Source organism: Desertivirga arenae (assembly GCF_017355785.1).
In the GTDB taxonomy this organism is placed as follows: Bacteria; Bacteroidota; Bacteroidia; order Sphingobacteriales; family Sphingobacteriaceae; genus Desertivirga; species Desertivirga arenae.
This window is the reverse complement of record NZ_JAFEWE010000002.1, coordinates 559330-584448: the sequence shown is the minus strand read 5'-3', so window position 1 is coordinate 584448 and position 25119 is coordinate 559330. Positions and strand designations below refer to the sequence as shown.

The window sequence follows — 25119 nt, the reverse complement described above, 5'->3', positions numbered from 1 at the left end:
AAAAGACGGGCTTTTGTCGTTTTAAGCGAATATGAAATTAACAGTAGCAAATATTAATCTTTCAGTAGTAGCCATTATTGCAGTGGTGGTGGCTGTCGTGCGTTTATGGCGGGAGGATTGATATTAAAAGAATTAATAGTCGAAGCCTCCCGTCAAAACCGGGGGGCTTTTTTTTTTAGGAAAAATTAACAGAAATCCATATGACAGTAGAAACCCCACACTATCCATTTGCACAAAGGGTACAGCAGGTACCTAAATCATTTATTCGTGAAATCCTGAAAGTAACCAGCAATCCTGGTATCGTTTCTTTTGCAGGAGGACTTCCTAATCCTGCCCTATTTCCTATGCAGGAGCTGGAGGATTGTGCAGCAAAAGTATTTCAGAAAAGGGGAGCGCAAGTGCTTCAATATTCCGAGACAGAAGGATATTATCCATTAAGGGAATACATTGCTGCCCGTTATCTTCAAAAATTTGGATTAACTATTTCTCCGGAACAAATCCTTATTACAAGTGGTTCTCAGCAGGCCCTCGATCTTCTGGGAAAGGTATTCCTGAATGCTGGTGACAAGGTGCTGCTTGAACGACCAACTTATCTTGGTGCTTTACAATGTTTATCTCTTTTTCAGGCTAAATTTGAGGAAGTAACTTTGAATAGCGATGGTGTCGATCCTGACGAGTTGGAAGAGAAAATGTTCGATTGCAATCCCAAGCTCTTTTATTGCATCCCCAATTACCAAAATCCTACAGGACTGCATTATTCAGAAGAAAAGCGAAAGTTGATAGCCGGAATTGCAGCAAGGTACCCGGCAATGGTTATTGAGGATGACCCTTATGGAGATATTTCTTTTTCTAATCATCAACCCCTTCCTATCTATTCATACCTGCCCGAGAAAACTATCCTGTTAGGTTCCTTTTCTAAAACTGTTGCACCGGGATTACGGGTAGGCTGGATGGTTGCAGATAAGGATATTATCAGGAAAGCAACGATCATGAAACAAGCTTCGGATCTGCATTCCAATAACCTCTCACAGCATATCCTTTATGAGTTCCTTAGCACCTATGACCTCGATCATCACGTCTCTAAGATTGTTAAGCATTACAAATACCAGCGGGATGTGATGCTGAGCTGCATTGAAGAATACTTTCCGGAGAATGTACAGTATAATCGTCCTGAAGGAGGAATGTTCACCTGGTTAACCTTACCTAGCACTACTAATGCACGAGAGTTCCTTAAAAAAGCAATGGAACAGGACGTGATTTTTGTTCCGGGTGATAGTTTTTATGCTTCATCTCCTGATCTGCAGACCCTTCGTTTAAATTTCTCCAATGTTAATGATACAACCATGAGAAATGCTTTAAGGAAATTGGGAACAATCCTGGAATACACCAACTGGTAATTTTCAATAAGAAGGGTCAGGGCTTTCTGACTCTTCTCAAATATGACTTTATTGCAGTACTTTAATAATTTTCAATTTCAGTTTTTAGTATCTTTGCGCCTTGATTATGAGCAGGAAAGTAGCATTCTATACGCTGGGTTGTAAGTTAAATTATTCAGAGACTTCGACAATTGGGAGACAATTTAAAGCTGCAGGGTTTGAAACCGTAGAGTTTACTGATAAGGCCGATGTTTACCTGATCAATACCTGCTCGGTGACTGATAATGCCGATAAGAAATGCCGGAAGGTAGTTAAGGAAGCGTTAAAGCATTCGCCTAATGCTTATGTCATGATCGTTGGTTGTTACGCGCAGCTTAAACCGAAAGAGATCTCTGAAATACCTGGGGTAGACATCGTATTAGGGGCTGCCGAAAAATTCCAGCTGATCGACTATGTTAAAGACTTTACTAAACAGCCTAAAACACTAGTTTATAATCAGCCTATTGAAGAAGCTAAAGAATTTGTAGCTTCTTATTCTTATGGAGATCGTACACGTACCTTTTTAAAGGTGCAGGATGGTTGCGATTATTCCTGTACTTTTTGTACTATTCCTCTTGCACGCGGATCAAGCAGAAGTGATAAGATTGAGAATATCGTTAAACAAGCGGAGGAAATTGCCGCTTCAGGAGTGAAGGAGATCGTATTAACCGGTGTGAATATCGGTGATTTTGGAATCAGGGAAGGGAAGAGAGAAGATCGCTTTTTTGACCTGGTAAAGGCTTTGGATGAGGTAGAGGGGATCGAGCGTTTCAGGATCTCTTCTATAGAGCCAAATCTGCTGACGAATGAGATCATCGAATTCGTTGCTACATCTAAGAAATTCGTTCCGCACTTTCATATACCCTTACAGTCTGGTTCCAACAAAATACTGGGACTAATGCGCAGGCGTTACCGACGTGAATTGTATGTTGAACGGGTAGCAAAGATTAAAGAGATAATGCCGGATTGTTGTATAGGGGTTGACGTAATTGTAGGTTTTCCTGGCGAAAGCAGGGAGGATTTTATTGATACCTATAATTTCCTCAACGAGCTAAACATTTCTTACCTGCACGTATTCACATACTCTGAAAGAGAGAATACGCCGGCAGCAGAAATGGAGGGCAGTGTACCAGGTTCTCAGCGTGCAGATCGCAGTAAAATGCTTCACATCCTTTCTGACAAAAAACGAAGGGCCTTCTATGAAACACAATTAGGAAAAGATGCTCTAGTTCTTTTTGAGGGAGACCATAAGGATGGCATTATGAACGGCTTTACGGAGAACTATGTGAAAGTAAGAGCTAAATACGATCCGGTGGCAGTTAATGAATTAAGACGAGTTAATCTTACAGGGATTTCTCCTGAGGGAGAGGTAGAGGTTGTAGAGCTTCAGGAAGAACTTCAGCACTAAAATATAATAAAGTCAGGAAGCCATTGAAATCTTTCTGACTTTATTCTTTCATCTCTAACCTTCGCCTTTAATCTTTCTCCTCTGCCATTTAGCCATTCCGTGTCCACCTTCCATCTTTAACCTTTGAATTCCCACCTTTTACCTTCCGCATGAACCTTTTCCCTTTAACCTTTTCCCTTTCCCCTTTCCATTCGGTATCTTAGCCGCATGTTTCCTACGCTATCATATTTAATAGAATATTTAACAGGCATAAACATTCCTCTGCCGATACAGACTTTTGGTTTTTTCGTGGCCCTGGCTTTTATGGCAGGTTACTGGGCTTTTACCGAGGAACTTAAAAGAAAAGAAGCTTTGGGTCTGATTCATTCTTTTACGCAAAGGGTTAAAGTCGGAGAACCTGCCACTACATCAGAACTGATCATTAATGCCATATTTGGGTTTGTTGTTGGTTATAAGCTTTTGTATGGAGTTTTAAATTATTCTGAGTTTGTAAATAACCCTCAGGAGTTTATTCTTTCAACCAAGGGAAATTTTATCGGAGGTGTTCTTTTCGCAGTGGCCTTCGCCTATCTGGCTTATTCAGACAAGAAAAAGAACGCTTTGGATAAGCCCAGAGTAGTAGAGGAGACGGTACATCCTTACCAATTAATGAGCAATATGATCGTTTGGGCTGCCGTTTGGGGTTTTCTTGGCGCTAAAATATTCCATAACCTTGAGTACTGGGATGACTTCATGAGAGACCCGATTGAAGGGCTTTTATCCTTTAGTGGTCTGACCTTCTACGGGGGCTTGATCTGTGGTGGAGCGGCTGTACTATATATTGCCAATAAAAACGGTATTAAACCTATCCATATGCTGGATGTGGGCGGACCTGGAATGATGCTTGCGTATGCTGTAGGACGTATAGGTTGTCATATGTCGGGAGACGGGGACTGGGGTATACCTACCACTTCCGCCAAACCAGGCTGGTTAAGCTGGGCGCCGGACTGGGTATGGTCTTTTAAATATCCGCATAATGTAATCAATGAAGGCGTGCCTATTGCGGGTTGTGAAGGAAGGTTCTGTCATGAACTTCCGGCAGGCGTTTACCCAACTCCATTTTACGAAGTGATCATGTGTCTGGTCCTTTTTGCTATCCTCTGGTCATTAAGAAAGCGTATTCATGCCGTGGGCCTGATGTGGTTCCTTTATTTGATCCTGAACGGAATAGAACGTTTTTTAATAGAACATATCCGTGTTAATTCCTTTTATCATGCATTCGGTATGGCCTTCACGCAGGCAGAACTAATATCATTTATTATGATCGTGGTAGGAATACTTGGAGCCATATGGGCAATTAATAATCATCGGAAATCAGGCCTGAGCGGAGGCTTATAAGCAAAGGATAAGGAAAGTAATAGCTCTTTGCAGCCGCTTAAGAACAAATTAATATTCGTAACACACATCTATAGCATAAAAATGGATCTACAAAGTTTAACAACTGAAGTTATTGCACTGGCGAAAGAGGTAGGAGGTTTTATACGTGAAGAAGCTCAAAAGTTTGATGCAGATAGCATAGAATACAAAGGGTACAATAATCTGGTCTCTTACGTGGATAAGACTGCGGAGGAAAAGATTGTGGCAAGATTGTCTGAACTATTACCTGAGGCAGGATATATAACAGAAGAAGAAACTATTAATAAAAAAGGGGACGTATACAACTGGATAGTGGATCCTTTGGATGGTACTACTAATTTCATCCACGGGCTGCCTATTTTTTCGGTAAGTATTGCTCTGGAACAAAATAAGGAGCTGGTTTTGGGAGTAGTGTATGAAGTGAACCTGAATGAATGCTTTTACGCCTGGAAAGATGGCGGAGCATTTCTGAATGATAAGAAGATTAAAGTTACTAAGAATACCGAGCTGAACCAAACGCTTTTGGCCACCGGTTTCCCTTACTATAATTTTGAAAAGGAAAACCAGTACCTGAACGTGGTGCGTGAGTTTATGCAGCAGAGTCACGGAATCAGAAGAATGGGTTCGGCTGCGGTAGATATGGCTTATGTAGCTTGTGGCAGGTTTGATGGCTATTTTGAGTATAATATCAACCTTTACGATATTGCTGCAGGGGTGGTGATCGTTAGAGAGGCAGGAGGAACGGCATTTAACTTCGCGGGAGAGGATGAGTTTTTTGTTTCGCGGGAAGTAATAGCCAGTAATGGTCTGGTAGGAGAGGCGATGACAGAAGTGATCCAGCGAAATTTCAATGCTTAAGGAACGGTTTTTGGTATAAAAAAAGAGAGCTAACCCTATGTTAGCTCTCTTTTTTTATACCGTGCATTCTTTAGTGATCATACGATTCTTGCAAGTGTTGCCGTTTGCTGATTGACCAGCTTCTGAAGAGGGCCACTTGCCATCATCTTCATCATCATATTCAGTTCGGCTGATAAAGTAAGAACAGCTTCCGTTGTACCATCGTGTAAGTCGACCACCACCCAGCGCATATCTACATTAAAAGGCACATCGGCCGCAGGAACGATGATGATACTGCTGTTTTCTATGCGGTTTGAAATCTTAAGGGCAAGGTTAGCCATCCCCTGAACAGTAAAGTTAGCACTGTCTTTGTCTGAAGTCCAGTTTGTGATACTATCAGGCATTAACTGTTTATGATTGTTAAAGTCGGACAAGAATTGGTAAACTGTCGAAACTGATTTGTTAATTCTTACTTTGCTTTCAAAGACTGTCATCTTTTTTTCTATTAGATAATCAAAATTCGGCTGTGGTCCTAAAAAACTAAAAAGACCTATAAGTTTGCTGCTTATAGGTCTAAAGACCGTTTTATTTTATTTGTTTTGGTTTATGTCGTTTTTTCAAGGCTATTGCCCCACTCGTTGGGATTGTTACGCCATTTGCGTAATAACTCAAGATCGTCGTTATTAATGTAGCTGTTTTCGGAAGCATACTCGATCAATGCTTCGTAGTTGGACAGGGTTGAGAACCTGCATTTAGCAGACTTGAAATTCTCTGTAGCACTGTCAAGACCGTAACTAAAGATAGCAACCAGACCAGCAACGTCACATCCTGCTTCGCGCAAAGCGCTAACAGCCTGTAAACTGCTTTTTCCTGTTGATATAAGGTCTTCTACAACTACAACACGCTGACCAGCGAATACTTCTCCTTCGATAAGGCTTCCAGTACCGTGTTCTTTTGGTTTTGATCTAACGTAAGCGAATGGAAGCCCAAGTTCCTGAGCAACTAAAACACCCTGAGGTATTCCAGCTGTTGCTACTCCGGCAATTAGTCCAACGGATCCAAATTCTTCTTGTACCAATGCAGATAGCTGCTGGCGGATATAAGTTCTTATAGAAGGATGGGATAATGTTACACGGTTATCGCAATAGATTGGAGATTTAATTCCAGATGCCCATGTAAAAGGTTTGTTGGGTTGTAATTTAATTGCTTTAATTTGTAACAAAAACTCGGCAACTTTCTTTTCAGTCTCACTTTTGTTGATCATGGTGCAAATGTATAAAAACTATAAGACTTATATTAATGATACTCTCTTAATTATCGCTGATTTTGTGCCTGAGGGCATAGGAAGTTATCAACAAATAGAGATAAACAGTTTCGACTTTAAGAGTTTCTACAAGCAGGTTAAGGGAACGCCTGCCTCTACTTATTTGATCGTAGCAAAGGATCCAAAGAAGACGTTTCGTAAGATCCGGAACTCCTTTGGAACCATCCATGCTGCCGGTGGCGTAGTTCAAAATGAGAAAGAAGAGTACCTTTTCATCTTCAGAAAAGGGAAATGGGACCTTCCAAAAGGAAAGCTTGACGAAGGGGAAAAATTTAAAAAAGCTGCAGTCAGGGAAGTCGAAGAAGAATGCGGAATAAAGGTTTCCAAGCTTGGCGATAAGGCTTGTAATACCTGGCATGTTTACGAAGAGCGGGGGCAGATCGTCTTTAAGAAAACTGCATGGTATTACATGAAAGCTAAGAATCAGAAGCTTATCCCTCAGTTAGAGGAAGACATCACAGATGCACGCTGGATCGCTCCGGAGGATTTTGATATTGTGGAAGAGAACACCTTTCCTCTCATCAAAGATATCCTTAGCTTGATCGAAGTTTAGAAAGATAGAAGTATATGTAAGTGAGTTTATAGAAAGGGAAGAGCTTCTTTTGGTATAAACTTGCTTACATCTCCCTTGTGGCGCAGAACGTCTCTTACGATGGTAGAGCTGATGGAAGAATAGCCTGGGTTGCTTACAATGAAAATGCTTTCGATGCTTGGCTCTAAAGCGTGATTCATTTGTGCGATGGCTTTTTCGTATTCGAAGTCGGATACGGTGCGGATACCTCTAAGCATATATTTAGCACCTGTCTCCCTGCAGAAATCTACCGTTAAACCTTCATAGGTCTGTACTTCTACTGTTGGTTCATCAGCAAATACTGCTTCAAGTATTTGAATCCTGGTTTCCACCGACAGCATCGGTTGTTTGGTGCTATTCTTTCCTATCCCTATTACCACCTTATCGAAAAGAGAGACGGACCTTTTGAGAATATCCACATGGGCAATAGTCACCGGATCAAATGAACCTGGAAATAACGCTATTTTCATGCTGCTAAAGGTAAAATCTTTTTATAAAAAAAGGTAAAATCAAGGTGTGATTAAAGGCCTTCCTTAACTTCAAAAAAGCTGAAGGACGAGTACCCATATTTGCGCTGTTCTATGAAATTAGGATGGTTGTCCAGTCTTTTTACTGTTGGATGTTCAACGATCAGTAAACCTGAAGGCTTAAGCAGGTTCTTTTTAAAGACCAGCTCGGGTATCAGGGGGATTTGAGGAATGTCAAAAGGGGGATCGGCAAAGATCAGATCAAAGGTCTCCGTTTCCTGCTCCAGAAATTTAAAGACGTCTGCCCGGTTGGCTCGTATTGCCTCCAGCTTGTACTGTTTGGCAGTATTTTTAAGGAAGTTGTAACATCCGGTATTTTTATCTACAGAAACTACTTCTTTACAACCACGGGAGGCAAACTCGAGGGATAAGTTTCCTGTCCCACTAAATAGATCTAACACTTTCAAGTCCTCAAAATCATATTGGTTGATCAATATATTGAAGAGGGCTTCTTTAGCCATATCTGTAGTAGGCCGGACCGGCAAATTGGCGGGAGGCATGATCCTGATACCTTTTAACTTTCCTCCAATTATTCGCATAAATACAGGTTAAATAGAGTAAAGAATTGGTGCTCTGGAACGCTGCTGAACGTATTTCCTAATTTTGCTAACCTGATATTGCTTGCAAAGGAGATCTTATTATAGTATTTCTCAATCCGTTTATAGAGCAGGTTTTCTTTGTCGATGTCTCCTGAAAGAATGACCTCGAAATCTGTTTCGGTAAGTCCGAGTTGCTGCAGGACAAAGAGGAGGTAGTAGTTGAAATCATCCGGCGAGTGCAATTGGAATATATTGTAGAAACGAACAAGATGATTGTCGATGATCAATAGTTCGAAGGAGGAATCATTAAACTGAAGGATCAGCTTTTCTCCCTGATAGTTATACATCATCCCGTCGATAAGAGGCTCGGCCTGGGAATAGATACGTGCGTTAGGGTAACTTTCAAAGAGGGTTTCCGTCAGTTCCTCCTGCAAGGCAAACGCGTTTCGGATCTCTGCTTTTTTGATATGGTTCACCTGCACATTATCAGATGCCTTTTTTGCAAATAAAGCTTTATAAACAGAAAGGTTGGCTGGCGAGTAAAGCTCGTTCGGAATAAAGGTGAAGTTAAACGTTTCCGTTAATATCTTAACCGCTTTATAAGGCTGTTTCAAGTATTCGTTTTCGGATAGCAGCTCGTCAATAGTCTCCGTAAGAGACATCTCCAACGCCGTATCAAAAAGTACGGAAACTTGTTTACTTGCGTTAATGATAGCATACGAAAGCCTTTTCGGGCTTACTTTTATCAGTAATTCAGACTCTTCTGCCTGGCTTAAATCGAAGTTGTAGTCTTTAAGGTGAATCGTACCTATGTTATTCATTAAGGCAAAACTAATTATTTAATTGTGCATTTTTACATTTCATGAATTTTGCTTCGCTGCTAAACACTCAGTTCAGTAATACACCTACTCAACAGCAATTGGAAGTTTTCCAACAACTTGAGCGCTTTGTACAGTCGCAGGCAGGCGAAGAATGCTTTGTGCTGCGAGGCTATGCGGGTACCGGAAAGACCACTATTATAGGAGCATTGGTGAAGGCTCTTCCCAGAGCTGGTTGGAAAATGGTTTTACTTGCTCCGACCGGGCGTGCAGCAAAGGTGATCTCTAACTATTCAGGGAAAAAGGCTTTCACTGTTCACAAGAGGATTTACAGGAAGAAGTCGGCAATGGACCTTTCTGCAGGTTTTGTTTTGGGGCAAAATGTTGCGGTTAATACGGTTTTTATCGTAGATGAGGCTTCGATGATCTCTGACGAGTCTGCAGATTTTAGCAGTAATAGCCTTCTTGCTGATCTGATAGAGTACGTGTTTATGGGGGAGAACTGCAAATTGATGCTAGTGGGAGATACGGCTCAGCTTCCCCCGGTAGGTTCTCAAAGCAGTCCCGCACTTGATGTTAAATATCTTAAGGATAACTTTTATCTGAATTTGTTCAGTTACGAGTTGACGGATGTAGTAAGGCAACAGAAGACTTCCGGGATATTGCAGAACGCCACTGCTATCCGGGAGTTGATCAGGCAGGAGCAAGAGCTGTTCCCTCAGTTGAACGTCAGGGGATTCCGGGATATCTATAGTATGACGGGGGAGAAGTTGCCGGAGGGACTACATTATGCCTACGATAAATATGGCATTGAAAACTCCTTAGTGATCTGTAGATCGAATAAGAGCGCCAATAATTATAATCAGCAGATCAGGAACCGGATACTTTACAGGGAGGAGGAGCTGACAGGAGGAGATTACCTGATGGTAGTGCGGAATAATTATTACTGGCTGCAGCAGCAGAATGAGAATAATACTTCTTTTATCGCTAATGGTGATATTGCAAAGGTAAGAAGGATGCGGAATATAGAAGAGCTATACGGTTTCCGTTTTGCTAATGTAGTGCTTGAATTTATCGATTATCCGGATGAAGAGCCACTATCTTGTAAGATTTTGCTGGATACACTTTATTCTGAAAGTCCTAATCTGTCTAGTGCAGATAACTCCAGGTTCTATCATGCGGTAATGGAAGACTATGCAGATATTCCAGACAAACGGAAAAGAATGGAAGAGTTAAAGAAGAATCCCTATTATAATGCTTTGCAGGTAAAGTTTGGGTATGCGGTTACTTGCCACAAAGCGCAGGGCGGGCAATGGGATGCAGTATTTATTGATCAGGGATATCTCACCGAAGAGATGCTGAATACGGATTTCTTAAGATGGTTGTATACTGCTGTTACCCGGCCAACGAAGGAACTGTTCCTAGTTAATTTTAGTCAGAATTTTTTTAGTTGAAATTGATAGTAAAGGTAGTACCCTGATCTGGAATACTTTCAACTTCTATCGTTCCACCCATAGCTACTACCTGTGCTTTGGTGATATAAAGTCCCACTCCTTTACTATTATTGTTGCTATGGAAGGTCTGATAGATACCGAAGATATTTTCTCCGTGCTGCTTTAAATCTATGCCTAAACCATTATCCCTCACTTCCATAAAGATGCGCCCGTTATTGGTGAAGGTCTTTACCGAAATTTGCGCTGGCCGCTTAGGGCTTCTGTATTTGATTGCATTTGTTATCAGGTTCTGGAGAATACTTTCCAGATAGCTCTTCGGATACTTAATGGATGGTGCTTCAGAGAAATCGTAGTTTAACGTAACGTTAGACTTCTTAACATCGGCTGATAAATTCTTCACTACCTGGCTATAGACCTGTTTGAAGTTTAACTGCTCGTGCACAGCGTAAGATTCGTGTTTGCTGCGTAGCATCTCTATAAGGTCATCCAATTTTACGATCAGGTTGTCTGCAACTTCCTTAATAATATCCATCAGGTTGTTCTTTTCCTGCTCTTCGTCCGACTCTTCGTACAATTGCAGCAAGGCAATAAGGTTTACACCTGGAGAGCGAAGGTCGTGGGATGCTACATAGGCAAAGCGCTCCAGCTCGTGGTTTTGTTTAATCAAATCCTGACTTAGGCTTTGAAGCTCGCTCTTCTGATCTTCGAGTATCTGATTCTTTTTTTCGACCTCCTTAAAAAGCTCTGAGATCTTTTCTCTGTTCTGTACAATGCTTATAAGCGAGGATATTACTATGACAAGGAGAACCCAGTTACTGATCACTGAAAATACCTGCGTCCTTCGTGTTAGCTTCTCAATTGACCTATTGTTCTTGTTGAGCTTTTCCTTTTCAATGGTAGTAATGCGCTTTATGATCTGGCCCAGTTCCTCCATCGTATTCTGACTCGATGTACTTTGAACCTTCAATAAAGCATTGGCTGATTGACCCTTATTGTGTAGTATAATGGTTTCAGCAAGCTCATCGCGCTTTATTTTAATTAGCTGATTTAACCGAAGGAGATTATTCTGTTGAGCAGGATTTTCTGTCAGGGCAGAATACAGGTTGAGGTAAACTGTACTTAGGCCCCGATCGGCTTCTTTATATGGTCCCAGGTAAGAAGTGTCATTGGTTAGCAGATAAGCTCTCTGCCCAGCTTCTGCATCCTTGATACTCTCCAACAGGAAATTTGTTGTTTCAATAATCTCGTAGGTTTTTCTTGATGCCTCGTAATTCCTTGCATTCCTTGACGATTGCATAAGGAAAAATATCGTGTTCACCACAATTATTACAATTGTAGCCCCAATTAAGTAGTAAATGCTTTGAGCATTCTTCATAGTCAGGTTTCTAGAAAATCCGGGAGATCCTTCTTGTAATTTATTTTAACATCCCTAGAGCATAGTAGTACAACATCCAAAGACTTGCTTTGTGATTATTACACTATCCGCTTGTAAAAATGGCAGATTTATTTGGTCTGGAAAATAAAAAAGTGCCATTTCTTATCGAAATGGCACTTTTTATTTAGTTACTGTAAACCATTTTAATAAATGTAGACAACTTATCTTTCATTTGCCGTCTGTCTACAATGAAGTCAAGAAAACCGTGTTCCAGGACGAATTCTGAAGTTTGAAAACCCTTCGGAAGATCTTTCTTGATCGTTTCTTTAATAACTCGCGGTCCTGCAAAACCTATCAGTGCACCTGGTTCTGCAATGTTAATATCACCAAGCATTGCATAGGAAGCCGTAACACCACCTGTTGTAGGATCAGTCATTAAAGATATATACGGAATACCTGCTTTTGATAAAAGAGCCAGTTTAGCAGAGGTTTTAGCCATCTGCATCAACGAGAATGCAGCTTCCATCATCCTGGCTCCGCCCGATTTAGATATAAGCAGGAAGGGAATTTTATGTTCAATACTATAATCAATAGACCGTGCGATCTTTTCCCCAACTACCGAACCCATAGATCCTCCAATAAAGCTAAAATCCATGCAGGCTACAACAATATCTGCACCGTTTATTTTTCCATATCCTGAACGGATTGCATCATTTAACCCTGTTTTTGTATAGCTTTCTTCGAGTCTTTCTGTGTACTTCTTAGAATCGGAGAAAGTTAAAGGGTCTCCTGATCTTAAGTTAGCAAAAAGTTCAGTGAACTGGTTATCGTCAAAAAGTATGGAAAAATATTCTTTTGATCCTATTCTTAAATGGTAACTGCAGTATTGGCAAACGTATTTATGTTCCACCTGCTCGGCATAGTGCAATGGTTTTTTGCATTGCGGGCATTTGTTCCAAATGCCATCAGGTGCTTCTTTTTTATCTTCCGTAGAAGTGAAAATTCCTTTTTTCTCTCTTTTAAACCAAGCCATGTCTTTGGAAATAAGCGGGTACAAATAAACGAATTTTTTAAGAAAAGGATAGTTTTATTATCAAGTACACAGATTTTTCTGATTTTGGTCACTTATACTAAAACTAAAATTTCTATTTTCGGCTTTTAGTAAAGAGGAAAAAAACAAATGAATCTAAAAAATTACAAAGGAGTACTATACGGCGATGCTGTACAGGAACTATTTGAACAAGCGAAGCAACATCAGTTTGCATTACCAGCAGTAAACGTTATTGGAACGAATTCCATCAACGCAGTAATGGAGACAGCGAAAGCTGTTAATTCACCGGTAATAATTCAGCTGTCAAATGGTGGTGCACAGTTTTTTGCAGGAAAGACTCTTAATAATGAGAAGCTTGACGCGTGTATCCTTGGAGCTGTATCTGCCGCTCGTCACGTACATTTGCTTGCTGAGCATTATGGTGTAGCTGTTATCCTTCACACCGACCATGCTGCAAAGAAATTGTTGCCATGGATCGATGGAATGTTAGCTCATGGTGAGCGTTTCCACCAACAAACCGGCAAGCCTTTATTCTCTTCTCACATGCTCGACCTTTCCGAGGAGCCGATTGAAGAAAATATTGAGATAAGCAAGAAGTATCTTGAGCGTATGAAAGCTTTGGGTATGACTATCGAAATTGAACTAGGTGTAACTGGTGGTGAGGAAGATGGTGTAGATAATTCTGATGTCGACAGCTCTAAACTATACACTCAGCCAGAAGAAGTTGCTTATGCCTTTAAAGAACTGAGCACTGTTAGTCATAGATTTACTATTGCTGCGGCTTTTGGTAACGTTCACGGTGTTTATAAACCTGGTAACGTTAAGTTACAGCCTGTCATCCTTAAGAACTCTCAGGATTACCTGAGAAATGAGTTAGGTTTAGAGGCAGAAAAACCGATCAATTTCGTTTTCCATGGTGGTTCTGGTTCTTCTCAGGAAGAAATCAGAGAGGCTATTTCTTATGGAGCAATCAAAATGAATATTGATACCGATATGCAATGGGCATTCTGGGAAGGTATCCACGATTACTACGAAGCGAAGAAAGACTATCTTCAGGGACAAATCGGAAATCCTGAGGGTCCGGATTCTCCAAACAAAAAATATTACGATCCAAGGGTTTGGTTACGTAAAGGCGAAGAAACTTTTGTTAAACGCTTAACTCAGGCATTTGCTGATCTGAACTGTTTAGATGTTAACTCTAAATTGTAATTAATTCAGAATTGTTAATTTAACCCTCGCTGAATAATCAGCGAGGGTTTTTTATTTTCACCACTATGGAAAAGAATAGTTTTTTTGACAGGTTCGCAAATCGTGCGGCACGCTTTACCGGTAGTTCTCCTGCTTTTTTAGGCGCTACAGCTATTGTTATCCTCTGGGCTGTAACCGGGCCGATATTTAATTATTCTGAGACCTGGCAATTAGTAATCAATACCGGAACAACTATCATTACCTTTTTGATGGTGTTCCTGATACAGAAGGCCCAGAATAAGGATTCGAAAGCTATTCAGCTTAAACTTAATGAACTTATTGCCTCCAGCGCTAAGGCAAGTAACCGTATGGTGGATATCGAGGATCTTACAGAAGAGGAGCTTGATGCTATCCATAAGTTCTATGCCCGGCTTGCTATTCTTGCCAAAGAGGACAGGGAGACAAATCTGAAGTCGTCGCACTCAAATGAAGCGGCGTTAGAACGCCATATATTAAAAGCCAATAAGAATGATCAAAGACATAGCCATGGAGGAAAAAGAAATCAGGGTACTCAAGGTAAGTAGTAAGGAGGACCTTGAAACAGTATTTGCAATTCGAAAAAAGGTTTTTGTAGAGGAACAGAACTGCCCCCCGGAGCTCGAATGGGAATTTGAAGAAGAATCAGTACATTTTCTGGCAACAGTAAATTCTCAACCTGCAGGTGCAGCGAGGTGGAGGCAAACAGACAAGGGATATAAATTGGAACGCTTTGCAGTTTTACAGGAATTTCGCGGATTGGGAGTAGGGCAGAAGCTCGTAGAAGCTGTTCTTGCAGACCTTCCTGCAGAAGCAGTGTATGTATACCTTCATGCGCAGGTGACTGCAGTGGGATTGTATAAAAAGCTTGGTTTTGTTGCCGAGGGGAATCTGTTTGAAGAGGCGGGAATACAGCATTATAAAATGGTGCTGAAAAAATAAGTCCCTTAGGATTGGAAATAAAGATGCCTGGCTATTGCCAGGCATCTGCTATTATGTTCTAGAATACCGTTTGTCCCTTTTGACTTTTCTCGTAAGGCTCTTCCTCTATCAGAGGCTTACGCTTGAACTTCCCAATAATTAACCGGGTACCCCGGTCTAGGCTGAAATAACTCCATACCCAGTTTACAAAGACAATCATTTTATTCCTGAAACCTACCAGGGTGATCAGGTGGACGAACATCCATACGAACCAGGCAAATACACCCTGGAAGCGTATTTTTCCGATATCAACAACGGCTCTGTTACGTCCCACTGTTGCCATTGATCCTTTGTCAAAGTATTTGAAGGGCTCCGGATCTTCATTATTAAAGATCTTCAGGATATTTTTGGCAAGGTGTTTTCCTTGTTGAACAGCTACTGGTGCAACTCCCGGATGTCCATTGGGAAATCCTTCAATCTGCATCGCTGCACAGTCGCCAATAGCAAAAATGTCTTTAAATCCGTCAATACGGTTAAACTCATCTACTTTTATTCTTCCACCTCGAACGATTTTATCCTGAGGAATACCTTCCGGGAAAGCTCCTTTTACTCCGGCAGACCATAAAACGTTTTTAGTAATAATGTCCTGACCATTGGAGAGCTTGATCACTTCTCCATCGTAAGAGTTTAACTTTACATCGGTAAGTACCGTTACGCCCATCTCTGTAAGAAATTCTCTTGCGTGAGTTTGAGACTGCGGCGACATTGGTCCGAGTAATACTGGCGCACCTTCAACCAGGTAGATATGAACCTGTGAAATATCGAGTTCGGGATAATCCTTTTTAAGAACGTGCCTTTTTAATTCAGACAATGCTCCTGATAATTCTACTCCTGTAGGGCCTCCACCGACAACCACGAAGTTAAGTAGCCCCGCTTTTTTTGCAGGATCGGTTTCGATAAGTGACTGTTCCAGATTTTGTAGGAGCATATTCCTAAGGTTCAATGCTTCAGGGATTGATTTCATCGGCATTGTATAGTGTTCCAGCTCTTTTGAACCGAAATAATTTGAATCAGAGCCCGTAGCAAGAATGAGGTAATCATAGAAGAACTCGCCAATCGTAGTAGTGATGGCTTTTCTTTCCGGATGTATTTTCTTTACTTCTGCTACGCGAAAACTAAAGTTCTGTTGTCCCTTAAATATTTTCCGTAATGGAAATGCGATAGAGTCAGCTTCAAGTCCGCCTGTAGCAACCTGATACAATAAAGGCTGGAATGTGTGATAGTTGTGCTTGTCAAGCATTAATATCTGCACATCCTTGTCCCTTAGATTTTTTGCTAATTGAATACCACCAAATCCACCACCAACGATTACTACTTTCGGGAAATTTGTTGAAGTGTTTCTTATTTCCATTTTAAGAGTTTACAAGAATTTAATTATATAATAACCTTGTTAAAGCTAAAATGTTGTGAGGTTGTGAAGTTCGCAACGGAATTTAGTTTTTGTTATATTTTTTGCAAAAATACTGTTTTTTGGTTAATAAAAAAGGCCTTTGCGCTAGCAAAGGCCTTTCTATTTGATTTTAATGTTCTTATTATTTTTGTAATGCCGGTGCTTTTACATCTTTTTTCTCTCTGATAAGCTCGACTACAAATGGAGTAGCTACGAATAGAGAAGAATAAGTTCCGAAGATTACACCAATTAGCATCGCGAATGAGAAGCCTCTCAAGATTTCTCCACCAAAGATGAAGATAATGATCAATACAGCGATAACACAGATACCGGTAACAACTGTACGGCTCAGGGTGCTGTTCAATGCATTGTTAATTACTGTCGGCATGTCTTCATCTTTCGAATGATGCTCATCAATGTACTCACGGACACGGTCAAATACTACTACCGTATCATTGATGGAGTAACCCATAACTGTTAGAATAGCAGCAATAAATGCCTGATCGATATCGAGGGAGAATGGTACAATTCCATTCAATAGAGAGAATAAGGCAAGTAATACCAGAACGTCGTGTGCTAATGCTACGATGGCCGAAACTCCGAATTGCCATCTGCGGAAACGAACAAGTATGTAAAGGAAGATAATTACAATAGTTGCAATAACAGAGTAAATTGCAGAGATCTTGATGTCGTGGGCAATAGTTGGACCTACCTTTTGAGCATCTTTTATCTCATAGTTTGCACTGATCTTCTTTAATCCATCGTTCAGCTTTTTAGTAACCTCAGCTTCTGCTTGCTCTGATGATTCATCAACACGGTAAGAAGTAGTAATCTTTACCTCATTGGAAGAGCCATAAGTTTTTACTTCAGGTGCTGCACCAAATTCTGCTTCCAGTGCATTACGAACGTCACCAACTTTTGCAGTTTTGTCAAACTCAACAAAGTATGAGCGACCACCCTTGAAGTCGACACCCAGGCTAAAGCCTCTTGTAAACATAGATACCAAACCGGCAACAATGATGATAGTTGAGAAAACATAAAACTTCTTTCTTCCCGCAATGAAGTCGAACTTAGAATCCTTGAACAGATTTTGAGTTGCTTTTATCGAGAAACTTATGTCTTGTTGTTTTGACAGCATCCATTCAAAAATCAGGCGGGTTATAAAAATTGCCGCAAATAATGAAGTTAAGATACCGATCATCAAAGTAGTTGCGAAACCAACAATCGGACCGCTACCGAATATATAAAGGATAACCCCTGTTAAGAATGTTGTGATGTTTGAGTCAAGGATAGAAGACATTGCTTTTTTGAATCCTTCAGCAATTGCTAAACGAGTTCCTTTACCTTCAGCCAACTCTTCACGAACACGCTCATAAATCAGAACGTTAGCGTCCACAGACATACCCAGGGATAGAACGATACCAGCAATACCAGGTAAAGTTAACACCGCACCCAGGGAAGCAAGTACTCCCATCAGGAAGAAAAGGTTCACTAATAAGGCGATGTTTGCTACCCATCCTGCTTTACTATAATATAAAGCCATGAAAATAAGGATCACGATAACACCTGCTATAGATGAAATCAATCCTTTGTTAATTGACTCTAAACCTAATGATGGTCCAACAACATACTCGCTTGCGATTTTAGCAGGAGCAGGTAAACGTCCGGCCTTAAGTACGTTTGCAAGGTCTTTGGTATCTTCTGGTGTAAAGTTTCCTGTGATGGAAGAACTACCACCAGAGATTTCATTTTGTACAGTAGGAGCAGAGTAAACGTAATTGTCGAGAACGATGGCTACTGCTTTATTGTCTGCCTTATTATTTGCATCTCCAGCAGCATCACGTGTGATACGTGCCCATTGAGAAGCACCAACAGAATTCATATACATCAACACCTCGTTGTTGCCTCTCTGGTCGACATCTGCCCGTGCATCACTGATCACATCGCCTTCAAGGGCTGGACCGTTAGTGAAACCAGATGTTTTTAGAGCATATAGTTCGAATACTTTAGTCTCTTCGCTAATAGGCTTAACAGACCATAATAATTTAACATTTGGAGGGATGATCGAACGGACTGCAGCTGAATTGAAATAAGAATTGATCTTAGCCGTGTCTTTTTGAGCTGCATATCCTACAACCGCACCAGGACGAAGGCCTTGCTGACCATTCTCTGCCTGGTAAGTAGCAGGGGCAAGAACGGCAAAAAGTGGGTTTTGCTTCGCTTGTTCAGCCTGATTAACACTTAAAGAATCTTTTCCTTTAGTTGCTGCACCCTTTTTGTTTCCAAGATTCGCCAGTCTACCTCCCGCGCTTGCTGTATCAGCAGAAGCTTTAGCAGTAGCTGTAGTATCTGTAGATTTCTGAGAGGCAGCTATAGTTTTATTAACATTCTCCAATAAAGGGAAGATCTCTGCATTTTCATATGTTTCCCAGAATTGCAGTTTTGCAGATCCCTGAAGTAATTTACGAACACGAGGAATGTCAACGCTTGATACGCCAGGAAGCTCGATCAGGATTCTGTTCGTTCCTTGTTGTTGCTGAATGTTTGGAGAAGTTACTCCAAATTTATCGATACGTGTACGAAGGATATTGAAAGACCTGTCGATCGCATCTTTAGATTGTTTCTGCAAGAAAGAAAGAACATCTCCATTGCTTGCATCAGGTTTGATGAACGCTGCATTTTCTTTGGTTGAAAAAATGCTGGCTAACTTTCCGTTAGGATTTAGCTTTTCATACTCTTGTCCAAACAAAGTAATGAAATCCGTTTGTGAAGACTTTTGTCTCTCAGTAGCATTTCTTAGTGCCTGGTTGAAAGCCTGGTCAGGATTGTTATTGGAAAGATTCTTCACCAGTTCGGTTAAAGAGATCTCCATCGTAACGTTCATACCACCTTCAAGATCTAATCCCAGCGGAATCTCATTCTCTTTAACTTTAGAATAAGTGAATTTAGTGAAGCCCAGGTTATACACCGTTTGAGTCGCCATAGAATCGAGATAAGCTCTTTCTCTGGCAGGATCTCCCTTTGCATACTCCTTTGCATCTTTTTCAACTTTGTTAGCTACCCACGTAAACGACAAGGCATATAAACACCCAATCGTTAATGCTATAGCCACGAATTTAATCAATCCTTTACCTTGCATTTTAGTTTAGTAATAATTATAGAATATCTTATTTGTTAATAAGCCTTTTTTTGATAAGACGGCAAATCTAACTAAATTTTTGTTTTATAAAATTGTTAATTCAGAAAATATCAGGCGGTTGCGTTAGCCCTTTTTATAGGTTAAAAAGGAATAACTGAAGGGTGTTTTCTCGTCGGGTTGATGATCTTCCCGATCCTCTTCATGCCACTGATTTTTATCTAATTCTGGGAAAAACGTATCTGCATCAAAAGTCTTATCAATATGCGTTAAATACACTTTGTTTAATACAGGTAAGGCCTGCCTGAAGATCTCTGCTCCGCCGATTATAAAAACTTCTTCCTCGCCTTCTGCCAGTCCGATCCCTGCTTCAAGCGAATGTGTAGTTTCTGAATCAGTCAGCGCATAACCGGGCTGTCTGCTAATTACAATATTACGGCGGTTGGGAAGCGCTTTTCCCATGCTTTCATATGTTTTCCTGCCCATGATGACGGTATGCCCGGAGGTTATCTTTTTGAAGCGCTTAAGATCTGCCGGGAAATGAACCAGCAGTTTGTTTTCTTTTCCTATGCCATTGTTCGCATCTACGACCACTACTGCCGAAAGTATCATTGAAATTTTAGTTTAATCGATTATGGTTATACGGCAACAGGTGCTTTGATGTGAGGATGATGTTCGTAGTTCTCCAGTGCAAAATCCTCGAACTTGAAATCAAATATATTTTTGATCCCGGGATTTAGTTTCATCGTAGGAAGAGGCTTTGGATCCCTTGTTAGCTGGAGTCTTGTCTGCTCGAGGTGATTGTTGTATAGATGTGCGTCGCCTAATGTATGGATAAACTCTCCTGGCTTGAGGTTACATACCTGTGCTACCATCATAGTTAACAAAGCATAAGACGCGATATTAAAAGGCACACCGAGAAAAATGTCGGCACTTCTCTGGTAGAGTTGACAACTGAGTTTACCATCTGCTACATAGAATTGGAAAAAGCTGTGACAGGGAGGAAGCTTCATCTTATCAACATCGGCCACGTTCCATGCGGATACAATCAATCTCCTGGAGTCAGGTGTATTTTTAATCTGTTTAATTACCTGGGTGATCTGATCGATATGCCTGCCATCCGGTGTGGGCCAGGATCTCCACTGGTATCCGTACACCGGTCCCAGCTCTCCGTTCTCATCCGCCCATTCATCCCAAATACTTACACCGTTGTCTTTTAGGTACTTTATATTGGTGTCGCCTTTCAGAAACCAGATAAGTTCGTGTATAATGGAACGTAAGTGCAATTTTTTAGTAGTTACTAAAGGAAAGCCATCCTCCAGGTTAAAGCGCATCTGATGCCCAAAAACGCTTATTGTTCCGGTACCGGTCCTGTCATGTTTCTGTGTGCCGTTCTCCAGCACATGCTTCATTAAGTCAAGATATTGTTTCATTTGTATTCCTCAGCCAATGCCTGCCGCTTTTTCTTTTGCTCTCAGGTCGTTTACCTTATCCCACAAAGAAAATGTATTTTTACGGTCCTGCGAAAAATTGATATAACATTTCTGCATTCGAATGATAGTTTTCCCAAACGCAAAGATCAACATTGGTCTCAATATACTGAATAGACGAAGTGATGGTTACCATAATCTGGAAACGGTCTTTTATCCGATCCAAATTAAAGATGCCCTGGAAGTGATAGAAGGGGCAGAGCTTACGTTTACCGCTACCGGGATCGAAATTCCCGGTCATGCAAATGAAAATCTGTGTCTTAAAGCCTGGCATTTGTTGAAAGACGATTTTGGTATTCCGCCGGTTGGTATCCATCTTCATAAGGGAATTCCTATTGGTGCCGGTCTCGGTGGTGGTTCAGCAGATGCAGCTTTTTTTATCCGTTTGATGAATGAGAAATTTGAATTGGGTTTAAGTACAGAGCGTATGCAAACTTATGCAAGGCGATTAGGTGCTGATTGTGCTTTTTTTGTGAAGAACGAGCCTGTATTTGCTTTTGGTAAAGGGGATGAGTTTGATAATATTGTTCTGGATCTTAGATCCTATTACCTCGTATTAGTGATGCCCCCGGTACATGTTTCTACCGGAGAAGCTTACCGGGGCGTGAAACCTCAGATACCTAAGGAATCATTAAAGGATTTGATAAAACTGCCAGTAGGCGAGTGGAAGTACCACGTCAAGAATGATTTTGAAGCATCTATCTTTACTAATCATCCTTCGATAAGAGGGGTAAAATCCGCGCTTTATGAAGCAGGTGCTTTATATGCTTCCATGAGTGGTAGCGGGGCTTCTGTTTACGGGATCTTTGAAAAGGAATTAACCTTACCCGAGTTAGAAACCAGTAACGAGGTGTTTTATAATATTTAAGGTATCGGTTGGACGGTCTAGTTTTTCTACTGGCTCCGTCCAATCCTGCATTAACTTATATAATCCCGGTCTTCTTCGCTCAAAGCCGATGTTTTCTTCAAATACGGAGTTGTTTCATCTTCTTCTAGATATTCTTTTGGTATTTCTTCTGCTTCAGACTTTGCTGATTTTCGGGAAGTCCCGGGTCTTACTATCAGTCCCAAAATAAAGCCAGCAGCAAGCATTGAACCAAGCACTCCGAGCTTGGGAAATTTACGGACACCAAAAAGCCATAGGTCCATATCCCTGGTATTATTAACCAGGATAGCAGTCACTACAGCTGTAATTATAATTATAAAAACTGTCTTTGCCCTCATCTTTAAAAACTATAAGTCGCCATGAATTCGAATATAGGATTTTGATTAGGTTTCTCATTCAAAAAAATAATTCTTTCACCAATATCAAAGTTTGGAAGATAAAATCTCAGCAGGTTCATATCGGCGCGTAATTCCATTCCGAAAGATTTTGGTGCAAATTCATTACCTCGTTTCACATCTTGAAAGTCTGAGAAAAAACCAGCTTTAATTCGTTTTATATAAGCCAATGGACCAAGCTGCCAGTCGGGATAAAAAACGGGGAACCGGTAGTTGAGTAGAAGGGTATTATCGGGAGAGCTTGAAGTTCGCGAAAAACTATACCCTCTGATCCTGGAGATATCAGTTGTTAGCGCATAATCTCCATCTGACTTTTGCCAATTGAAAGAGGCCTGGAAGGAATGGTTCCTGAATATTCCGGGGAAATAGAATGAGCTTTTGAAGGTGAAAAGGTCTCCTTCAAAGAAGTTTTCGAATGGAAAGTGACGGTAATCAAGGGTGATGCTTTGGGCCCATTTAGGGGCGAGATCTCTTGAGCTTCTTATGCTCGACCTTCTGGCGTAAATTTGATAATGCATCGGGAACTTTATCTCTGAGGGGAGCGCGTTGAAAGGCCTGTCGATGTCGTACTTGCGTGAATAACTAGTCCCTGTTTTAAATCCGGCACTATATCCATAATTAAATTTGTTAAAGTTAAAGGGGATCGTTAGTTCTGCTTTGATCTCATGCTGTCTCCAGGTCACAGGAGTCGTTTCTCCACGACGATAAATAAAGTCGGCCGAGTTGAAGTAATCAACAGTAAGGATAGGATAGTATTTTTTGAATTCGAAACCAGCACCATATTCGCTCTTCTTCAACGATGAGTTGTATTGATAGTCGCCATAAACTCCAATAGTATTTAATTTATTATCAGAACGGAGTTCCAGTCCGGTTATGCCATCGCCGGCCAAGGGGTAAACGCTGTGGAAATAGAATAGGTTCCGAAGCTGGAGATCGGAGTAACGGCTGGAGCTGAACTTCCTGTTAGGAATGCTGTCAAACACGTCATCAGCTCCTTCCTGATAGTACAAAGGTTTTGAATAATCTACGAAAGTATCCTCTACCATTTTAATTTTTTTTCCCATCTGCGGTTTCCAGGGAAGGCTTGAGATATCCTGCCCTTTATAAACAAAGTTGTTAAATAGAAGCTGTTGTCGCTGTGCATCGAAAGAAGGATTAAAAGCGCCCAGTCTCGCTGATGTTAATTGGTATATTTCACCATTCGTATCCAATCTATACAAATTGTCCAGTCCGTTATAGTGGGCTTTGAAAACGATGTCTTCGTTCACATAGACAGGCTTTAGTATTTCCTGGAATTGCAGTGGAATTAACTGGCGGAAGCTACCAGATTTCCTGTCGAGTTCAAAGAGTGTTTTTCCTGTAGTCCCGATTCCTACGATCACCAATTTGTCTCCTCTGGAATTGAATGATGGCATTTGCAACATATAGTTTTGGGGACTCGGGTAACGCTTTAATTCTTTACCCGAATTAGCATCCAACTCTACTATAGAAATACGATTGGAATAGGAAATGTCGACTGCAGCAATAACATCAGCCTTAGGCGAAAGTGCCGGAGCGAACATCCTGGAATGATGAGTTAGCTGCCTTGCTTTTTTTCTTTTTATATCATAGATATTAATAACATTAAAGGATTGTTGCTGGTAACGAATTGCGGTTCTTGATTCGTCCCAAACGATCTTTCCTGAACTATAACTAAGCCATGGATTTTCCTGATATCCTATTCTGAAAATCTTCTTTGATCTCCCGTTTTTATCCATCAAAAATAAGGAAGGAGTTTCTCCTTTACTTTCCTTTAGATACAGGATTCGTCCGTCTTCAATAGCTGTAGGAAAAAGAAAGTGAGAGGGGGTATTATCCGATCTTTTGTTTAAAGAAGAATAAGTTGTTGTGTGGTTTTTATCCACCTGATGTTGCCACAAATTCTGAAGTTCATCCATGGTGGAATCGTGGAGCTTTCTTGTTGTAAGTCCCGTAAATTTCTTAATAGAATTACTAAGATTGAAAGGCCTGATGGGGAAGGATGACATTCGAGAAAACAGACTATCCATAATGTTACCTCCATTGTCTCTTCTCAGTTTTGAATTCATAAAATGTCCAAGCTGGTAATAGCCTGGAGTGAAGTCTTTATAGGATCCAAAGTAATTTTTAGAGTAGCTAAATTTTCTTTTGTTTAAGAGATTTGATCGAAGGTAAATAGGCCATTCTGGTTGTTTTCCTCGTCCTGCTTTTGTTAAAGATGTTTCAATGTTTACTGCATCTCCTTCGTAGAACCAAGGCGGGAGATTTATTCCAAATATAGCGAGGGCAAGTGTTTCAAAAACCGGCGAGTTGTACCGGCCTGTGAGCTTGTCAAATTGAACGACATGACGCATCTCGTGAACAGCAAGACTATTTAGCCAATTTTGAAAATCGAAGGCTTGGGAAGGCATTGTATAGAACTCAGATCTTCTTGGTGCTAGCTGAACGAAACCATTTGATGTAGTTCCCTGATTCTGTAAAATTATACTTATTTTTTTTGGCGTTTTGTTTAATGATTTACTTACTCTACCAATAATATTTTCAAGAGTATTGGCCATTCGTTGTGCTTCAATTTCAACTTCAACAGGATAAATAATTTGAAAATTACTGGTGTTTATTTGATGCCATTTGAGGGTAGGAGGGTTCTGATCTGCCGAGAACACCTGAGAAAAAGCTATGTTAGAACTTATGCTTAAGGTTAATAATGTCAATACTTTGAAAACTAATATTTTATTTCTCATTTAACGCCTGTATTTAGTCCTTTGCTAAAATCATTAGTATTATTTTATCTTAAATTTGCTGATTATCTATACTTATTATTTCTAATAAGTTGTTTATAGTACTGGTAAAGAGTCGATTATTTTATTAATATAATTTACCTTTTC

General features: G+C 40.6%; 23 protein-coding genes. 10 read left to right on the top strand and 13 right to left on the bottom strand.

Annotated features, from left to right (window positions below):
- The first annotated feature begins 200 nt into the window (after positions 1-200).
- From J4N24_RS06475 to J4N24_RS06460, 4 genes are all read left to right on the top strand, one after another.
- Positions 201-1397 carry an aminotransferase-like domain-containing protein gene (locus J4N24_RS06475; protein ID WP_207532841.1) on the top strand — a complete coding sequence of 399 codons (1197 nt, stop codon included), beginning with the start codon at positions 201-203 and terminating at the stop codon, positions 1395-1397.
- A gap of 106 nt (positions 1398-1503) precedes the next feature.
- Complete coding sequence (mtaB, locus tag J4N24_RS06470) at positions 1504-2823, top strand: tRNA (N(6)-L-threonylcarbamoyladenosine(37)-C(2))-methylthiotransferase MtaB (protein ID WP_207532840.1); 1320 nt, start codon at positions 1504-1506, stop codon at positions 2821-2823.
- A gap of 207 nt (positions 2824-3030) precedes the next feature.
- A complete protein-coding gene (locus J4N24_RS06465; protein ID WP_207532839.1) occupies positions 3031-4200 on the top strand; it encodes a prolipoprotein diacylglyceryl transferase in 1170 nt (389 codons plus the stop codon).
- Between the two features lie 81 nt (positions 4201-4281).
- Positions 4282-5076, top strand: coding sequence for an inositol monophosphatase family protein (locus J4N24_RS06460; protein ID WP_207532838.1), 795 nt, complete (start codon positions 4282-4284; stop codon positions 5074-5076).
- A 77-nt stretch (positions 5077-5153) separates the two neighbouring features.
- Here J4N24_RS06460 and J4N24_RS06455 read toward each other — a convergent pair whose 3' ends face one another.
- Together J4N24_RS06455 and pyrE are read right to left on the bottom strand one after the other, a co-directional pair.
- Positions 5154-5549: an SRPBCC family protein gene (locus tag J4N24_RS06455; protein ID WP_207532837.1), complete on the bottom strand. Its 396-nt coding sequence runs from the start codon at positions 5547-5549 to the stop codon at positions 5154-5156.
- A gap of 110 nt (positions 5550-5659) precedes the next feature.
- Positions 5660-6319, bottom strand: coding sequence for an orotate phosphoribosyltransferase (pyrE, locus tag J4N24_RS06450; protein ID WP_207532836.1), 660 nt, complete (start codon positions 6317-6319; stop codon positions 5660-5662).
- Between the two features lie 7 nt (positions 6320-6326).
- Between pyrE and J4N24_RS06445 the strand changes: the two genes are divergently transcribed.
- Positions 6327-6932, top strand: a complete 606-nt coding sequence (locus J4N24_RS06445; RefSeq protein ID WP_207532835.1) for an NUDIX hydrolase — start codon at positions 6327-6329, stop codon at positions 6930-6932.
- Positions 6933-6958: 26 nt separating this feature from the next.
- Here J4N24_RS06445 and coaD read toward each other — a convergent pair whose 3' ends face one another.
- Genes coaD through J4N24_RS06430 form a run of 3 tightly spaced genes read right to left on the bottom strand, consistent with a single transcriptional unit; the run spans position 6959 to position 8837 of the window.
- Positions 6959-7420 (bottom strand): pantetheine-phosphate adenylyltransferase, encoded by a 462-nt coding sequence (gene coaD / locus J4N24_RS06440; RefSeq protein ID WP_207532834.1) that lies wholly within the window; start codon positions 7418-7420, stop codon positions 6959-6961.
- Positions 7421-7470: 50 nt separating this feature from the next.
- Positions 7471-8016 (bottom strand): 16S rRNA (guanine(966)-N(2))-methyltransferase RsmD, encoded by a 546-nt coding sequence (gene rsmD, locus J4N24_RS06435; protein ID WP_207532833.1) that lies wholly within the window; start codon positions 8014-8016, stop codon positions 7471-7473.
- Positions 8007-8837: a DUF3822 family protein gene (locus tag J4N24_RS06430; RefSeq protein ID WP_207532832.1), complete on the bottom strand. Its 831-nt coding sequence runs from the start codon at positions 8835-8837 to the stop codon at positions 8007-8009. The genes rsmD and J4N24_RS06430 overlap by 10 nt, the downstream gene beginning before the upstream one ends.
- A gap of 41 nt (positions 8838-8878) precedes the next feature.
- Here J4N24_RS06430 and J4N24_RS06425 point away from each other — a divergent pair, with 41 nt between their 5' ends.
- The gene (locus J4N24_RS06425; protein WP_207532831.1) at positions 8879-10288 is read left to right on the top strand and encodes an ATP-dependent DNA helicase; all 1410 of its coding nucleotides are present in this window, start codon (positions 8879-8881) and stop codon (positions 10286-10288) included.
- Here J4N24_RS06425 and J4N24_RS06420 read toward each other — a convergent pair.
- Together J4N24_RS06420 and accD are read right to left on the bottom strand one after the other, a co-directional pair.
- On the bottom strand, positions 10281-11663 hold the full coding sequence (locus tag J4N24_RS06420; protein WP_207532830.1) for a sensor histidine kinase: 1383 nt from the start codon (positions 11661-11663) through the stop codon (positions 10281-10283). The two genes, J4N24_RS06425 and J4N24_RS06420, sit on opposite strands and share 8 nt — an antisense overlap.
- 184 nt (positions 11664-11847) lie before the next feature.
- Positions 11848-12696, bottom strand: a complete 849-nt coding sequence (gene accD / locus J4N24_RS06415; RefSeq protein ID WP_207532829.1) for an acetyl-CoA carboxylase, carboxyltransferase subunit beta — start codon at positions 12694-12696, stop codon at positions 11848-11850.
- A 147-nt stretch (positions 12697-12843) separates the two neighbouring features.
- Here accD and fbaA point away from each other — a divergent pair, with 147 nt between their 5' ends.
- The 3 genes from fbaA (at position 12844) to J4N24_RS06400 (ending at position 14880) form a co-directional block, all read left to right on the top strand.
- The gene (fbaA, locus tag J4N24_RS06410; protein WP_207532828.1) at positions 12844-13923 is read left to right on the top strand and encodes a class II fructose-bisphosphate aldolase; all 1080 of its coding nucleotides are present in this window, start codon (positions 12844-12846) and stop codon (positions 13921-13923) included.
- A 65-nt stretch (positions 13924-13988) separates the two neighbouring features.
- Positions 13989-14486, top strand: a complete 498-nt coding sequence (locus J4N24_RS06405; protein ID WP_207532827.1) for a low affinity iron permease family protein — start codon at positions 13989-13991, stop codon at positions 14484-14486.
- The gene (locus J4N24_RS06400; RefSeq protein WP_242691529.1) at positions 14431-14880 is read left to right on the top strand and encodes a GNAT family N-acetyltransferase; all 450 of its coding nucleotides are present in this window, start codon (positions 14431-14433) and stop codon (positions 14878-14880) included. Before J4N24_RS06405 ends, J4N24_RS06400 begins: the two co-directional genes overlap by 56 nt.
- A gap of 58 nt (positions 14881-14938) precedes the next feature.
- On the opposite strand, the gene J4N24_RS06395 is transcribed toward J4N24_RS06400, so the two are convergent.
- From J4N24_RS06395 to J4N24_RS06380, 4 genes are all read right to left on the bottom strand, one after another.
- Complete coding sequence (locus tag J4N24_RS06395) at positions 14939-16270, bottom strand: NAD(P)/FAD-dependent oxidoreductase (RefSeq protein WP_207532826.1); 1332 nt, start codon at positions 16268-16270, stop codon at positions 14939-14941.
- A 181-nt stretch (positions 16271-16451) separates the two neighbouring features.
- A complete protein-coding gene (gene secDF, locus J4N24_RS06390; RefSeq protein ID WP_207532825.1) occupies positions 16452-19448 on the bottom strand; it encodes a protein translocase subunit SecDF in 2997 nt (998 codons plus the stop codon).
- Between the two features lie 123 nt (positions 19449-19571).
- Positions 19572-20057 carry a dihydrofolate reductase gene (locus tag J4N24_RS06385; protein ID WP_207532824.1) on the bottom strand — a complete coding sequence of 162 codons (486 nt, stop codon included), beginning with the start codon at positions 20055-20057 and terminating at the stop codon, positions 19572-19574.
- A gap of 26 nt (positions 20058-20083) precedes the next feature.
- Positions 20084-20878 (bottom strand): thymidylate synthase, encoded by a 795-nt coding sequence (locus J4N24_RS06380; RefSeq protein ID WP_207532823.1) that lies wholly within the window; start codon positions 20876-20878, stop codon positions 20084-20086.
- Between the two features lie 121 nt (positions 20879-20999).
- Between J4N24_RS06380 and ispE the strand changes: the two genes are divergently transcribed.
- A complete protein-coding gene (ispE, locus tag J4N24_RS06375) occupies positions 21000-21803 on the top strand; it encodes a 4-(cytidine 5'-diphospho)-2-C-methyl-D-erythritol kinase (protein ID WP_207532822.1) in 804 nt (267 codons plus the stop codon).
- A gap of 50 nt (positions 21804-21853) precedes the next feature.
- Here the strand turns inward: ispE and J4N24_RS06370 are convergent, their stop codons facing one another.
- Positions 21854-22159 (bottom strand): hypothetical protein, encoded by a 306-nt coding sequence (locus J4N24_RS06370; protein ID WP_207532821.1) that lies wholly within the window; start codon positions 22157-22159, stop codon positions 21854-21856.
- A gap of 2 nt (positions 22160-22161) precedes the next feature.
- On the bottom strand, positions 22162-24975 hold the full coding sequence (locus tag J4N24_RS06365; protein ID WP_207532820.1) for a TolB-like translocation protein: 2814 nt from the start codon (positions 24973-24975) through the stop codon (positions 22162-22164).
- Between the last annotated feature and the right edge of the window lie 144 nt (positions 24976-25119).